This window comes from Mycobacterium sp. OAS707, assembly GCF_014873705.1.
Lineage (GTDB): Bacteria > Actinomycetota > Actinomycetes > Mycobacteriales > Mycobacteriaceae > Mycobacterium.
The window spans coordinates 95,967-110,858 of the sequence record NZ_JADBDS010000001.1 but is presented as its reverse complement, the minus strand read 5'-3'; the positions used below and the strand labels follow the sequence as shown (position 1 = coordinate 110,858).

12 protein-coding genes and 1 tRNA gene are annotated in these 14,892 nt (G+C 65.6%); 9 read left to right on the top strand and 4 right to left on the bottom strand.

The features are described from left to right. Nucleotides 1-20 precede the first annotated feature (20 nt). Both GGC64_RS00525 and GGC64_RS00520 read left to right on the top strand, forming a co-directional pair. Nucleotides 21-1,772, top strand: a complete 1,752-nt coding sequence (locus GGC64_RS00525) for a DUF2339 domain-containing protein (RefSeq protein ID WP_192722332.1) — start codon at nt 21-23, stop codon at nt 1,770-1,772. A 27-nt stretch (nt 1,773-1,799) separates the two neighbouring features. Further along, on the top strand, nt 1,800-2,291 hold the full coding sequence (locus tag GGC64_RS00520; RefSeq protein WP_192720514.1) for a Dps family protein: 492 nt from the start codon (nt 1,800-1,802) through the stop codon (nt 2,289-2,291). Here GGC64_RS00520 and GGC64_RS00515 read toward each other — a convergent pair. Next, on the bottom strand, nt 2,288-2,839 hold the full coding sequence (locus GGC64_RS00515; protein ID WP_225951261.1) for a TetR/AcrR family transcriptional regulator: 552 nt from the start codon (nt 2,837-2,839) through the stop codon (nt 2,288-2,290). The two genes, GGC64_RS00520 and GGC64_RS00515, sit on opposite strands and share 4 nt — an antisense overlap. Before the next feature lie 77 nt (nt 2,840-2,916). Here GGC64_RS00515 and GGC64_RS00510 point away from each other — a divergent pair, with 77 nt between their 5' ends. Next, nucleotides 2,917-3,732, top strand: coding sequence for an alpha/beta fold hydrolase (locus GGC64_RS00510; RefSeq protein ID WP_192720512.1), 816 nt, complete (start codon nt 2,917-2,919; stop codon nt 3,730-3,732). Here the strand turns inward: GGC64_RS00510 and GGC64_RS00505 are convergent. Next, on the bottom strand, nt 3,674-4,987 hold the full coding sequence (locus GGC64_RS00505; protein WP_192720511.1) for an adenylate/guanylate cyclase domain-containing protein: 1,314 nt from the start codon (nt 4,985-4,987) through the stop codon (nt 3,674-3,676). The genes GGC64_RS00510 and GGC64_RS00505 overlap by 59 nt on opposite strands. Nucleotides 4,988-5,807: 820 nt before the next feature. Here GGC64_RS00505 and GGC64_RS00500 point away from each other — a divergent pair. After that, nucleotides 5,808-7,790, top strand: coding sequence for a cellulase family glycosylhydrolase (locus GGC64_RS00500; RefSeq protein WP_192720510.1), 1,983 nt, complete (start codon nt 5,808-5,810; stop codon nt 7,788-7,790). Here GGC64_RS00500 and GGC64_RS00495 read toward each other — a convergent pair. Beyond that, entirely contained in the window at nt 7,787-9,307 is a 1,521-nt protein-coding gene (locus tag GGC64_RS00495; RefSeq protein WP_192720509.1) for a PucR family transcriptional regulator, read from the bottom strand. The genes GGC64_RS00500 and GGC64_RS00495 overlap by 4 nt on opposite strands. A gap of 61 nt (nt 9,308-9,368) precedes the next feature. On the opposite strand from GGC64_RS00495, the gene speB reads away from it, so the two are divergent. From speB to GGC64_RS00475, 4 genes are all read left to right on the top strand, one after another. Beyond that, nucleotides 9,369-10,313, top strand: a complete 945-nt coding sequence (gene speB / locus GGC64_RS00490) for an agmatinase (RefSeq protein ID WP_192720508.1) — start codon at nt 9,369-9,371, stop codon at nt 10,311-10,313. Then, nucleotides 10,310-11,887, top strand: a complete 1,578-nt coding sequence (locus GGC64_RS00485) for a 5-guanidino-2-oxopentanoate decarboxylase (RefSeq protein WP_192720507.1) — start codon at nt 10,310-10,312, stop codon at nt 11,885-11,887. Before speB ends, GGC64_RS00485 begins: the two co-directional genes overlap by 4 nt. A gap of 15 nt (nt 11,888-11,902) precedes the next feature. Beyond that, entirely contained in the window at nt 11,903-13,351 is a 1,449-nt protein-coding gene (locus tag GGC64_RS00480) for a sodium:solute symporter (RefSeq protein WP_192720506.1), read from the top strand. 261 nt (nt 13,352-13,612) lie between these two features. Further along, on the top strand, nt 13,613-14,023 hold the full coding sequence (locus GGC64_RS00475; RefSeq protein WP_192720505.1) for a hypothetical protein: 411 nt from the start codon (nt 13,613-13,615) through the stop codon (nt 14,021-14,023). A gap of 71 nt (nt 14,024-14,094) precedes the next feature. Here GGC64_RS00475 and GGC64_RS00470 read toward each other — a convergent pair. Continuing rightward, nucleotides 14,095-14,168: transfer RNA gene (locus GGC64_RS00470), tRNA-Leu, on the bottom strand. A gap of 76 nt (nt 14,169-14,244) precedes the next feature. Here GGC64_RS00470 and GGC64_RS00465 point away from each other — a divergent pair. Continuing rightward, nucleotides 14,245-14,856, top strand: coding sequence for an ANTAR domain-containing response regulator (locus tag GGC64_RS00465; protein WP_192720504.1), 612 nt, complete (start codon nt 14,245-14,247; stop codon nt 14,854-14,856). Nucleotides 14,857-14,892: the final 36 nt, after the last annotated feature.

Below are 14,892 nucleotides of genomic sequence, written 5' to 3'. Positions count from 1 at the left end.
CGATCGTCGATATGACCGACATGACCGAACCGCGCGCCGTCATCTCCCGGTTGTCGGCGGACTTCGCCGCGATGACGCAGCAGTTGGCCAGGATGTCCGCGGATCTGACCGAACTCGACCGCCAACTGTCTGGACAGCCGCAGCCCTACGTCCCTCCCGCGGTGCCGTACTGGCAGCCCATGCCTTACCCGCCGCACTACCCGCAGCCAGCCCGACCCGCATTCGTTCGGCCGCCGGCGGCGCCGAAGCCTCCAAAGGAACGGTCTGAGGGCTGGATCGGCAAGGTCCTCGCGGTCGCCGGTGTCGCCGTGACGCTGATCGGCGTCGTCCTGCTGCTGGTGCTGGCGGCACAGGCGGGCCTCCTTCGCCCGGAGTTCCGCGTCGGCGGCGGTGCCGTGCTCGCCGGCGGTCTGGTGGCAGCGGGGTGGTGGCTGTCGGCTAGGCCCGGTGGGCGGGTCGGCGCGATCGCTTTAGCAGCCACGGGTCTCGCGGCCGCATACATGGACGTCATCGCTGTCACGACGATCTATCACTGGGTGCCCGCGGCCGTCGGGCTGGTCATCGCCGCCGGCATCGGCGGCGGCGGGTTGACCTTGGCGCGCCGCTGGGATTCGCAGCATCTCGGCCTGCTGGTGCTGGTGCCGCTGATCTTCCTCGCGCCGGTGGTCACCGATGGCATCACGCTGTTGCTCGTCGGGTTCATGCTGGCGCTGTCGGCGGCCTGTCTGCCGGTTCAACTCGGGCAGGACTGGATCTGGATGCACGCCGCCCGCACGGCGGCCCCTACCTTCCCGCTACTCGTCGCATTGGCAGGCGCTCATTTCGCCGCCGGGCGCGACCTCTGGCTGGCGGGCGCGTGCGCCATCGGCGCGGTGCTTGCCGTCGTCGGCGCGCTGATTCTGTTGTCGCGCACGGCAAATCGTGCCGCGATGGCGCTGCTAACCACGGCCGGCGCAGTGCCGCTGTTGGGGGTATCGCTGGCGATCGACAAAGTGGTGGCGGCATTGATGGTGGCCGCGTTTGCCGCGGCGATGCTCGCCATCGTCCTGATCGCCCCGCCTGGCGTGACGGGAGTGGTGCGGTCCATCTGGTCCGCCCTTTCGGCGGTGTCGGCAATGGTCGCTGTGACGGTGGCGTTCGACGGGTACATCGCGGGACCGGTGCTGCTGGCGTTGGCCGTGGTGCTCGCCGTCGCGGGTCGTCGCGACGAGATCGCCCGGTGGGTCGCGGTTGGGTTCGGCGTCGTCGGCGGTGTCGTCTTTCTTGCCTACGCGCCGCCGAGCGCACTGCTCGCGGCGACCGAAACCACATCAGCGGCAAGCGTTTCCACGCTGATCGCCAGCGTCTTGCTGGCGGCGTGCGCGGTCACGCTCGCATGGTCTTCGAAGTCCGAAGCAGGCGTCTGGGCGATGGCGGCCGCGGTGATCAGCTATGCCGTCACCGCATTCACGGTGACCGCAGGCGTGCTGATCGGGGGAGAGGGCGGCGGCTTCTTCGCCGGCCACATGGCGGCGACGATCTGCTGGATCGCCATGGCCGCCGCGGTGTTCGGCTACGCCGCGCGCCTGACCAAGGCGGAGCGGCCGATGCCGATCGGTGCGGGAATGGCGCTCGTGGCCGCGGCCATGGCCAAACTGTTCCTGTTCGACCTCGGCACACTCGACGGCATCTTCCGCGTCGCGGTGTTCATCGTCGTGGGATTGGTCCTGCTGGGCATGGGCGCGGGCTATGCGCGACTGCTGGAGAAACAAGACCGCGCTAATTTGGAATGATTCCAGAAAATCGGCGTTGACCTAGGCATGGGTACCACAACACGTCGCACAGAAGCAGAAGTACAGAATTTTCAGGCATCACCGGAGCTGAGCGCCAACCTGCAGAGAGTGCTGGTCGATCTGATCGAACTTCATCTACAGGGCAAGCAGGCCCACTGGAACGTCGTCGGCACCAATTTCCGTGACCTCCACCTGCAGCTCGACGAACTCGTCGACTTCGCCCGCGAAGCCAGCGACACCGTCGCCGAGCGGCTGCGGGCACTGGACGCGGTGCCGGACGGCCGGTCCGACACCGTCGCGGCAAGCACCACGCTTCCGCAGTTCCCGGCCTTCGAGCAGGCCACCACCGAGGTCGTCGACCTGATCACCGGGCGGATCTACGCGACGGTCGACACGATCCGCGCCGTGCACGACGCCGTCGATGCCGAGGATCCCAGCAGCGCGGACATCTTGCATCAGCTGATCGATGGTCTGGAGAAGTTGGCCTGGTTGATCAAGTCGGAGAATCGGAAGGTCTAGTCGACGCAGATCACGTCCACGGTGGCGCCGATCAGCGCGTCGAGGACTGCAGTGGGTGCTCCGGTTCGGGCGCGCACCGACAGTGTGTTCAACGTTGCCGTGGCGATGTGTGCGAGCGCGTCGGGCGGGTGTGGGGACAGCTCCCCTTCTCGCTCGGCGCGCTCGAATCGTTCGGCGAACGTGGCGGTGAAGGACGCCAGCGTGGCCTCGACGATGGCTCGCACCTCCGCGTCCTGGCTGGCCTCGGTGACGGCCGTCCCGAGCAGGAAGCAGCCGCGCGGCGATTCGTCGCCGGCCAGGTAGAAGTCGCGGGCGTACCGGTACACCGCACCCAATCCCTCGCGCAACGGTCGCGGCCTTGCCAGCGCCGTCGCCAGCCAGTCGCAGCTCATGTCCGCATACTCACTGATGGCCCGCAAATACAGCGAACGCTTGTCGCCGAACGCCGCATAGATGCTCGGGCGGTTCATGCCCATGCCTGCAGACAAATTCTCGAGCGAAGTGCCTGCATAGCCACCGCGCCAGAATGTGTCCCGGGCGTGTCGCATTGCAGCGTGCGGGTCGTAGTTCCTGGGCCTGCCGCGGCGTCTAGGCACGGAGCAAATTTTATACTATTCTGAACAAAATGAAGCCGCCGCCTCTCGACATCGGCGCGGGCGAACCCGTGCTGCTGTTGCACGGATATCCGCAGAGTGCATCCTGCTGGCGATACCAGATCCCCGCCCTTGCCGAGCACTACCGCGTCGTCGCGACCGATTGGCCCGGCTTCGGGCGCGCGGAATCGCCGGACACTCCGCCCACCTACGACGCCGAGGTCGAGCGGATCGGCGCGCTGGCCGACTCCTTCGGTTTGGACCGCTTCAACCTCGTCGCGCATGACTACGGTGGCTTTCTCGGCCTTGGCTACGCGCAACGCCATCCGGAGCGCGTGCTGCGACTGGCTCTGCTGAACACGCGCGCGCACAACATCTTTCGGCCCTGGTTCTATCGCTTCTCGCAGGGCCAACACTGGGTCGCGTGCCATGCGCCCGCGCTGCTGCGACGGCTGCCGCTGCGACGGCTGCACCATGTCGCACTACGCCCGTACCGTGTGATGGGCTGCTTCGACGAGCGCCTTGAAGACGAGTACCTCGGCTGGCTGGACACGCCCCGCGGCAGGCAGACCTTCGTCGACTTCTTCACCAACTACCACGTGCCGGCCGTGCCCGGTCTGGCCGCAGGGCTTGGGCAGATGGACTGCCCCACGGCGGTCATCTGGGGTGATCGCGACCGGTATATCCCGTTTTCCACCGCGCGCGAGCTGGCCGACCGTATCCCTGGCGCAACGCTGACCCGACTGGCCGGCGGCGATCACTACATCATGGAAGAGCGCCCGGACGAGGTCACCGCTGCGCTGCTGGACCTGCTGGCTCGGCCGCGTGTCGCTCGACAGAGTTCTTGATGGCCTCATCGTTGCGACGCCCGACCAGGTACCACGTGGTCATCATGCCCTTGCCCTTGACCTCGACCTCGCCGCGTTCCTCGAGCAGGAACGCGTGGTTGAGCCGTTCATAGACGTCTTGTGGCACCTGAATGCGGCCCTCGACATCGGTGGTCTCCATCCGTGCCGCGACGTTGACCGCGTCGCCCCAGACGTCGTAGAAGAACTTTCGGGCGCCGACGACGCCGGCGACCACGGGGCCCGCCGCGAGGCCGATGCGAAACGGCACCTCGCGTCCCTGCGGGTCTTTCAGATCGGCCACTGCCTCGGCCATGTCGAGGGCGAGACAGGCCAGCGCCTCGATGTGATCGGGACGCGGCTCGGGCACGCCGCTGACCACCATGTAGGAGTCGCCGCTGGTTTTCACCTTCTCCAGACGATGGCGGTCGACCAGCGCATCGAGGTCGGTGTAGAGGCGATCGAGGAAGCGCACCAAATCGCCGGGGGGAGTGTCGCTCGCGCGCTTCGTGTAGCCGGCGATATCGGCGAACAGGATCGAGGCATCGTCGTACTTGTCGGCGATGATGTTGCGCGACGGGTCTTTCAGCCGCTGGGCGACCGTGGCGGGCAGGATGTTGGTGAGCAGTCGTTCGGACCGCTCGTATTCCGCCTCCATCGCCAACCGGGCGCGACGCGTTTCGCGCAGCGCGTACCAGGCCACCGCGACGATCATCACGAACGCGGAAACCACCGTCAGGAAGAAGCCCAGCCGAAACGCCCAATAGGGTTGTACGCCAGTGTTATACGGCACGAAGACCTCGAGCGCGATGACGGTTGCGGCGCCGAGGGCCGCCAGCGTCGACGTGAGAACAAGGTGGTCGACGCCGAGAATCAGCACCATCAGCGCCGCGCTGAGCAGGTAGTACAGCGGCATGCCGGAGCCGGTGCCGAGATGCCAGCAGACCACCGTGATCGTCGCGTACGCGACGAAGTAAAACACCAGCGGGGCAACGAGTTCGCCGAACTTGTACAACAGCGGGATCAGCAGGAAGACCAAACCGCTTGCCACGTTCAGCAGCGCGATCCACACCACGTCCTGGCCGACGACCAGGCCCTGGACGCCGAAGAACAGGCTGACGGCCGCGCCGATGCGGGTGGTGACCGTCAGCACCCGCAGATGACGCGCCACGGTCTCGGCGTAGTGGCGCGTGCGCGCCGGGACTCGGCTTTCCAGCGCCACTTCGGGCACGCAGACGGGGCGGACCTTGACCACCACGGTCAAAGCGTAACGCCCACGTGCTTCTCGACCTGGGGATTCGTGGCTTCCCCTGAGCGATCGCTCGTCCTCGTTTTGCCTAGGCGTTCCGATGCGCGGCGTGCCTCGGCAGTGGGCATTTGCCGCTCGCCAAAGTCGACGCCATTGTTTCCACGGACATTGCGGCGAGGGGTTAGGGGCACTGGCGCGGCGGATGGCGCCGTCGCCGGATCATCACGTGACGCATGCGGACTCGCGTAGTAGCGGTTCGCTCCGGATGGTGTCGATGTCCAAAAAGCGAACGGTGGTTGTCGACCCGCAGCACGCAATTGGCGTGGCGATCCGGAACAAGATCAACCAAAAAGTTGCTTGCTAAGGTCGTCGCAAACCGTCGAAGCCAAGGTTCGCCATCTGGTCGCCAGTAATTGGTTCGTGACGATACCGTGATTACCAGGATATTCCCAGGTTTGGGACAGCAATGCCGCCGTTTTGCCGTCTAACAACCGTCGAAATATCGCGTTTGCTAAATCCGCACATTGGCGCGCAGCAATGATGTGCCTGCGCTGTTCGCCTTCGGCACACCGGGGAAGATGTCTTGGGCCGCCACACTTTTCAGACCAAAAGTTCTTTTCCATTGGTTGCGCGATTTACTACCGGATAGGTTAATTTGAGTCGACACAACTTGCGGGAAGTCTCCGTACTGACAACTCAACCGGGAGTGGCTATGAGTCGGGCCATGAGTCGCCGTATGCGGCGATATGGGATATTCACCTTGATTGCCGCAGTACCGATCGCGATCTTGTGTGCATACGTCACCAATTTGCTCACTCCCACCTCGCCAATGCCGCGGGCGGTTAGCGCGGCGAGCTACCGCATCGTTGAAACAGCGGTCATCAAGGAAGAGTCGGACACGATCGGCATCGCCGACTCGGATTTGTACAACGCGTCGGATGCCGAAATTGAAGCGCGTTTCGATGAGATGCAGGCGTTGGGCGTCAACACCGTCCGGGTCATCGTCCCGTGGGCCGCGATCAAGCCCGCCGAGCCGGGGTCGGCGTTGGAGCAGCTCTACCCGCCGAACTGGACAAAGATGGATCGCATCATTCAGGAGGCGACCGATCGCGGTTTCTCGGTTTTGGGCGTGCTCAACTCGACGCCGTACTACGGCGGTCAAAACAACACGGGCTGCCTCGGTTGCCCGGGTGTGGCACCTGATCCGGCGGATTTCGCGGCTTTCGCAGCTGAGGTTGCACAGCGATACCACGGCGAAATTTCGGCCTATGAGGTGTGGAATGAGCCGAACTCCTACAAGAGCTGGTCGCCTGCGGTCGACCCGGTCGCCTATACCAATGTTTTGAAGGCCGCCTATAACGCGATCAAGGCCTCCGATCCGAACGCGACCGTTGTCGCAGGCGTGCTGGGTGCGGTCGTTACCGCGGGTGGATTGACGATGGACCCGGTGACCTTTGTGCAGACCATGTACGCCAACGGCGCGAAGGGTTACTTCGACGCGCTCTCTTACCACCCGTACAACTACTCGAAGACGTTCGCCGAGCAGAACCCCAGTTTCATTTCGCCGCTGCAGATGCTGCTCAAGATGCGGCAGACAATGCTGGCCAACGGCGACGACCTGGTGAAGATCTGGGCGTCCGAATACGGGCTGCCAACGTCGCTCAATGCCGACCAGGCACAGGCGTACCAGAACCAGCTGAAGTTCATCAGTGACTTCCTCAACGTCTGGGGCGACGGGCTGACCGATGCGCAATTGGCGCAATTGCCCGCCGAATACCAGGAATTGGCGGCGACCTGGAAGGACTGGGTCGGACCGGCATTCATTTACAGCCTGCGCGACCGGTTGGGTCAGGAAATGACCGAGCAGGGTTCCTTCGGCCTCTACTACTTCGATGAGGCGACCGGCGAGTGGAAGCTGAAGCCGGCCGGGCAATGGATCAAGGACCTGATTGCGTCCAGGAATTCCAACAATCTCGCGGAGGCCTTGGCGGCGTCCCTGCAGAAACTGGTTCAGCAGGTGGCCACGTCGGTGCAGACGACGGTCCAGAACGCTGTCGTTCCTGCGGTACAACAGACGGTGCAAAAGATCGGCAGTCAAGTCGGCAACGCCTTGGCGGCCGCGCTCGCGGCCTGGGCGGCGTCGTTCAAGAAGCCGCCGACGACGACTGCTGCCGTGGCCACAGTCGAAGCGATTGACACCTCCGCGATTGCCCAGCAAGCAGTGACGGAAACGTTCGAAACCGCTTCGCCGACAACGGAATCAACGACGACGTCGACTATCGCCGGCGCGGTCACCGAGAAGCTGGCCGCGGTCCAGACGCCTGCGACCAAGGAAGCGTCAGCGTCGACGACTGAGCCGAAGGCGTCGACGGGCGATGAGCCGAAGGCGACGACGGGCGACGAGCCGAAGGCGTCGACGGGCGATGAGCCGAAGGCGACCACGGGCGACGAGCCGAAGTCGACGACTCCGGCGTCGGAGGAGGAGTCGGCGACCACGGACACGCCCGCGGCCACCGACGACACGACGACGCCCGAGGATCCCAAGGCCACGACTCCTGCCAACCGCAAGGAGAACGAGGACGAGGCCAAGGGCGGCGACACCAAGAAGGACGGCGACAAGAAGTCGGGCGGCGAAACCAACAAGGACGCCGACGGCACGACCGCCACCGGCAAGCACGCCGAGGGCTCGGTCAAGAACGGCACGTCGGTCGACGAGATCAAGACCAAGCTCGGCGACGACACCGCCAAGACCACCACGGGCACACCGAAACACGCAGCCAGCGAAGACGCTTCGGCGTCGACCGGCGGCTAGTCGGACGATATCCGGGCGGCGTCGCGGGCCCGCAGTGCCAGCCACAACTCGTGGCGGTCCTGCGCGGAATCCATGCGCCGCCCGGTTAGTCGTTCCACCGCGGCGATGCGATTGCGCATGGTGTGCCGGTGTACGCGCAGTGCGGTGGCGGCCGAACCCCAGTGCCCGTTGTGTTCGAGGAACGCGGTCAATCCTCGCAGTAGCTCATCGGATCGGTCCGTTGCGTCGAGCGGGCCGAGCACGGCATCGGCATACGCCTGAAGAGGTTGTGCCCCAACAGTGTTGAGCAGCAGGCGGCTGCTGGCGATCTCCTCGGCGTGCATGTGCCTGCCCTGCACCCTGCTCGCGGGCAACGCGGAGCGGGCCTGCCGCAGCGAGACGACCAACGCGCCGGGTCGCACCGCGATGCCGATGCCCGCCGCGTGGTGCCCGGCCAACGTGGCCAGTGCGCCCGGCAGATCGGTGTTGCGTGGCACGGCCAACTCGACGACCTCCCCGACGACCCGCACCAGCGCGTCAGGCACAGTGGTCAGCAGGTCGGCGGCCAAGTCGTCGGCGTCGTCCGGCGCGGCGACAGCGGCGGCCTGCAGGTCGGCGTCGGGCAACCCGACCGACGTCAGCCAGCGCGCTGCCACCACGTCATCGACGGTGCCTCGGGCCAACCGGTCGAGCATCTGGGCACGACCGCGGCGCTGTGTCGTGTTGAGCCCATGCCTGCGCTCCAGTTCGAGGGAGAGCAGTGATACCAGATCGCCCGAAATCTGATGCGCCGCAGGCAGTTCAGCGGGTCCGTCGATCAGCAGCCAGGCCCGTAGCCTGCGGGCGCCCAGCGCGTGCAGCTCGCGTCTGCGGCCCTCGCTGATGTCGGAGGCCGCGGCGTTGAGGCCTTGATCGCGAACCGATTCGAGCAGCCCCGACAGGCGCCTTACCAAGCGCTCGCCGCTCGCATCTGATTGTGCGAGTACGCGGCCGAGCAGATCGATCACCACCCCCGAGCGGCCGGTCGTCTCGCGGTGCGCGGCAAGGATGCCCGGCAATCCGCCCGGAGTGACGGCCGCGGCCGTCAACGCGCGCTGGGTCTGCAACGCCCATTCCAGCTCCTGGCGCTCGGCGCGCGCCCGGTAGGCGAACACCGCCTTCGTCACGGCGATGAACGGCACCGGGTCGGGGACCGTCAACAGCGGCATGCCGATCTCGTCGGCAGCGGTGATCAGCGGCGCCGGTGCCCGCTGGTGGGGCAGTTCGGCGCCGAGTCCGAGCCCGACGGCCTGCACGCCGACGGCATCCAACTCCGCCAGATATGAACGACAGCCGGCGGTGGACTTCGGAAGCAACAGCCCGATCGTCAACAGCAGCTCGCCGCCCTGCAGCCACGGGCCCGGATGCACCAGCTCGGAAACAGCGGCCGCCTCGATCTCCCGATCGGCGCCGGTCCGCCCGGCCACCAGCTCGAGACCGAGTTCGGGATCTGCGACGAGTTCCGCGACGGTCAGCATGGACATATCGTCGAACAGCACCCGCCCAGTCTCTACAAAATGGCCATATCCGCCGGCGGTCATTTCGGGAAGCCTGCTGGGCATGACAACTGTGCCCCCGATCGGACCGGTCGATGCCACCCGCGTACCGCGCTTCGCGGGCCCGGCCACCTTCGCACGCCTGCCCCGTACCGACGAAGTCACCCGCACCGACGTCGCGGTCGTCGGCGTCCCGTTCGACTCAGGGGTTTCCTACCGGCCGGGTGCGCGCTTCGGCCCGGCGCACATCCGCGCGGCGTCCAAGCTGCTGCGCACCTATCACCCGCGACTCGACGTCGAGCCCTTCGCGGTTCAACAGGTGGCAGACGCCGGCGACATCGCTGTCAACCCGTTCGACATCGCCGAAGCGATCACCACGATCGAGCGGGCATCGGACGAGTTGCGCGACGGCGGGACGAAGCTGATCACCCTCGGCGGCGACCACACCATCGCGCTACCCCTGCTGCGGTCGCTGCACCGCGACCACGGGCCAATCGCCGTGCTGCACTTCGACGCCCACCTCGACACCTGGGACACCTACTTCGGCGCGCCGTTCACCCACGGCACGCCGTTTCGGCGGGCGAGCGAGGAGGGCCTGCTCGACAAGGAGCACTGCCTGCACGTCGGGATTCGCGGCCCGCTCTACGCACCGACCGATCTGACCGACGACCACGTGCTCGGCTTCCAGGTGATCGGCACCGACGACTTTCAGCTCGACGGCCTGGCCGCCGTGATCGAGCGGATGCGGGCACGCCTCGGCGACGCGCCCGTCTACGTCTCCGTCGACATCGACGTGCTCGATCCTGCCCACGCGCCAGGGACCGGGACACCGGAAGCCGGCGGAATGACCAGCCGCGAGCTGTTGCACTGCCTGCGAAACCTGGTGGGAGTCAACCTGGTTGGCGCCGACATCGTCGAGGTCGCGCCCGCATACGACCACGCCGAGATCACCGGCATCGCCGCTGCGCACGTCGCGTTCGAACTGATATCTGTGCTCGCGAAGTCATGACCGCGCATCGCAACGGGGGCGCCGCGGTCGTGGAAACCCTCGCCGCACACGGTGTCGACACGATCTTCGGCATCCCGGGCACTCACAACCTCGAGCTCTATCGTCACTTCCCTGCGACCGGAATTCGGGCGATCACCCCACGTCACGAGCAGGGCGCCGGGTACGCCGCCGAGGCGTATGCCCGCGTCACGGGCACGCCAAGCGTGGTCGTCGCCACCAGCGGTCCCGGGCTGACCAATACGATGACGGCCGCGGCGACCGCATACGCGGAATCGCAGCCGATGCTCATCGTGTCGTCGGGCATGCCCACCGGCAGCGAGGGCCAGGATCTGGGGCAATTGCACGAGGCCAAAAACACGAGCGCCGCAATGGATCAGCTGGTCCGCTGGAGTCGGCGGGTGCATGGCGCCGATGAAGCGGCCGAGGCGGTTTGCGACGCATTCGCATCCTTCACCGGCGGCCGACCGCGACCGGTGCACATCGAAGTTCCTGTCGACGTCTTGGAGCAGCGTTGGTCAGGCCAACCGCGGGTGGCCGCGAAAGTTGCTCCGCCCCAAGTAGATCCGGGTGCGCTATCCCGCGCGGCCGACGTCCTCGCCCGCGCGTCGCAGCCGGTGATCATTGCCGGTGGGGGATCCGTCGACGCGCAGGCCGGATTGACGGCGCTGGCCGAGGCGATCGGTGCACCGGTGGCCACCACGGTCAACGGCAAGGGTGTGGTCGACGAGGGGCATCCACTGTCGGTCGGCGCGTCGATCCGGTTGCGTGCCCTGCAGAAGGCTGCTGCGGACAGCGACGCGCTGCTGGTGGTCGGCACCGAACTCGGCGATTCGGACCTGTGGGAAGGCCAGATTCGCGGTCGCACCGTGATCCGTTGTGATATCGACCCAGCCCAGCTCAACAAGAACTGCCCGGCCGACATCGTGCTGCTCGGTGACGCGGCCGCGACCGTCGCTGCGCTTCGTGCGGCGCTGCCCGCGGGCCGGTCGTTCTCCGGTGAGCGGGCTGCCGCGCTGCGGGCGGCATGCCGTGCAGAGGCGGATAAGGACGCGGGCCCCTACGCCGAGATCAATGCCGCGGTCCGTGCGGCGCTACCCGTCGATGGCGTGCTCACCGGCGACAGCTCACAAGTCACCTACTTCGGCTCGGTGCACTTCTTCGACATGCCTGCGCCACGGCGGTTCTGCTATTCGCCCGGTTTCGCGACGCTGGGCTACGGACTGCCCGCCGGCGTCGGGGCCGCGCTAGCCAAGCCGGGGACGCCAGTGGTCGTGCTGCTCGGCGATGGCGCGCTGATGTTCTCGGTCCAGGAGTTGGTAACGCTTGTCGAGCAAAGACTTTCGGTGCCGGTGGTCGTGGTCGACAACGGCGGCTATCGGGAAATCCGCGACCAGGAGGCGGCTCGCGACATCCCGCCGATCGGCGTCGACTTGCGCACCCCGGATTTTGCCGCGCTCGCGGTCGCGATGGGTGCGCGCGGCGCGCGCACTACGTCGGCCGCCGACCTCACCGACTTGGTCCGCGACGCGTTCGACGCCGACGGCCCGACCCTCATCCACTTCGACATGCGCTGAAAGGACAACGGAATCATGGATGTAGCGATTGTCGTCGTCTACCTGCTCGGAATGATCGCGTTCGGCTTCTGGGGAAAGACCAGGGCCAAAACGCAATCCGATTTCCTGGTCGCCGGCCGGCGGCTCGGACCATTGCTGTACTCCGGCACCATGGCCGCGATCGTGCTTGGCGGCGCATCCACGATCGGCGGGGTCGGCCTCGGCTACAAATACGGCATCTCAGGAATGTGGCTGGTGTTCTGGATCGGTGTCGGCATCCTGGCGCTCAGCCTGCTGTTCGCTGGCCGGATTCAGCGGCTGCGCGTCTACACCGTCAGTCAGATGCTCGAATTACGTTATGGCCCAGGATCTTCCGTGCTCTCCGGCATCGTGATGTGGGGCTACACCCTGATGCTGTCGGTGACGTCAACGATCGCGTATTCGACGATCTTCGGGGCGCTCTTCGATATCGGCAAGGTGCCGGCCATCATCCTCGGCGGCAGCGTGGTGATCATCTACTCCACGCTGGGTGGCATGTGGTCAATCACGCTGACCGACTTTGTGCAGTTCCTGGTCAAGACCGTCGGCATCTTCTTCATCCTGTTGCCGGTCGCGCTGTACAGGACGGGTGGCGTCTCCGGGCTGGCCGACAAACTGCCTGCCGACGCTACGTCGTTGACGACGATCGGCGGAGACACCATCCTGACGTACTTCGTCATCTATACGTTCGGCCTGCTGATCGGTCAGGACATCTGGCAGCGGGTGTTCACGGCACGCAGCCCGGGAGTCGCGCGCTGGGCGGGGGCGGCCTCGGGGGTGTACTGCCTGTTGTATGCGGTGGCGGGCGCGGTGATCGGCATGGCGGCCAAGGTGCTGCTGCCCGCGCTGGAGTCCCGTGACGACGCATTCGCGCAATTCGTCGAGCAGCAGTTGCCGCCGGTGCTGGCCGGTTTGGTCCTGGCTGCCGCGCTCGCTGCGGTGATGTCGACCTCCAGTGGCGCGCTGATCGCCACGGCGACCGTGTTCAGTCAGGACATCGTGGCTCGGCTGCGGCACCGCGACATCGAGGGCGGCAGCGAGCACGACCACATCCGCAATAACCGGTTCTATGTTTTCGGCTTCGGCATCGTGATGGTGATCATCGCGTGCGTGCTGCAGGACGTGGTCGCCGCGCTGACCGTGGCCTACGACATCCTCGTCGGCGGTCTTTTGGTGCCCATCCTCGGCGGATTGATCTGGCGCCGCGGCACGAACGTCGGGGCCGTTGCGGCCATGGCCGTCGGCACCGTGGTGACGTTGGCGACGATGATCTATGTGGGCGACATCTACGCCAACGAGCCGATTTTCTGGGGCTTGGCCTCAGGCCTGGTGGTCTTCGTCGTCGGCAGTCTCGCCACCCCGCCAACAGCTCCCGCCGTGCTCGCGGAGTGGGACCGCCGCAGCCGCGCGCAGGACGTCGAAAACGCACCAGCTCCGGTTTCGTAGATTTGCTGATAGATGACATCACCGCTAACTGGCCGTGCGCTGCAGCAAAATTTCGCTCGCGCCGCGCAGATGACAACGCCCAGCGTCAATTCACCAGTTGCGTCAATTTTGCTGTTTGCCATGCTTGATGGCTTTTCCGCGTAGTTGGACTGTATCTCCAGTGAATTGATAGCCAGTAATGTTTGCCAGGTGCTTCTCAAACGATGCTTGGCAAGCTAACCTGTTGTTCGTCAACCATCGGCTCTGGCTAAGGGGAAAAACATGCCAGCTCTTCGTCCACTCGTCATCTTCGGTTGTTCGCTAGCCGGCGCCAGCGCCATCGCACTGGCTGTTCCTGCTACATCCAGCGCCGCCTGCTTGCTGGGCATCCAAGGCCTGGTCTGCACCAACGGCATCCTCAACAGCGGCCCCAATGTCGGTATCGGCAACAGTGGCGGCCTGAACGGCGGAATCCTGAACTCGGGCATCGGCAACGTCGGCATCCTCAACAACGGCACCGCGAACCAAGGAGTGCTCAACGGCGGGACCCTGAATCAGGGGATCGGCAACCAAGGCACTGGTAACCAGGGCCTCCTCAACGGCGGCACCGGTAACCAGGGCATCCTGAACCTCGGCGGCGGCAGCCTCGCTGGGCTGGCTCCCGGTGGTCATCTGCTGGGCATTGGCGGCTAACGCAGCACCAAGAAGTCGAGGGTGAGAGCCTCGCGGGTTCTTCGAGGGCCCGCGAGGCTCCCTCTCATTTGTGCCCTCGGTGAGATTCGAACTCACACTGGACGGGTTTTGAATCCGTTTCCTCTGCCAGTTGGGATACGAGGGCTTGTCTACCGCGGCTTACCACCATAGAGGATGCCCCCCGGTCGCTGATCGGGCGTGGTACCGCCACAATGTGTGCCATGACCGCGTCACCTCCCAACGCCGACAAGCCGCACCGCGTTCTCGTCGCTGAAGATGAGGCGCTCATCCGGCTGGACTTGGCCGAGATGCTGCGCGAAGAAGGCTACGAGATCGTTGGCGAGGCCGGCGACGGCCAGGAAGCGGTCGATCTGGCCGAACGCCTGCGGCCCGATCTCGTCATCATGGACGTCAAGATGCCGCGCCGCGACGGCATCGACGCCGCATCCGAGATCGCCAGCAAGCGAATTGCGCCGATCGTCATTCTGACCGCGTTCAGCCAACGCGATCTGGTGGAGCGCGCCCGCGACGCCGGTGCGATGGCGTACCTCGTCAAGCCCTTCAACATCACCGACCTGATCCCGGCCATCGAGGTGGCGGTCAGCCGGTTCAGCGAGATCGCCGCGCTGGAAAAGGAAGTCGCGACGCTGTCGGACCGGCTGGAGACCCGCAAGCTCGTCGAACGCGCAAAGGGTTTGCTGCAGGAAAAGCAGGGCATGTCGGAGCCCGAGGCGTTCAAATGGATTCAGCGCGCCGCGATGGATCGCCGAACCACGATGAAGCGTGTCGCAGAAGTGGTGCTGGAAACCCTCGATACGCCGGAGAAGGCGTAAATACTGGGTTTCCGACGCGCCGTTGACAGCGTTTTT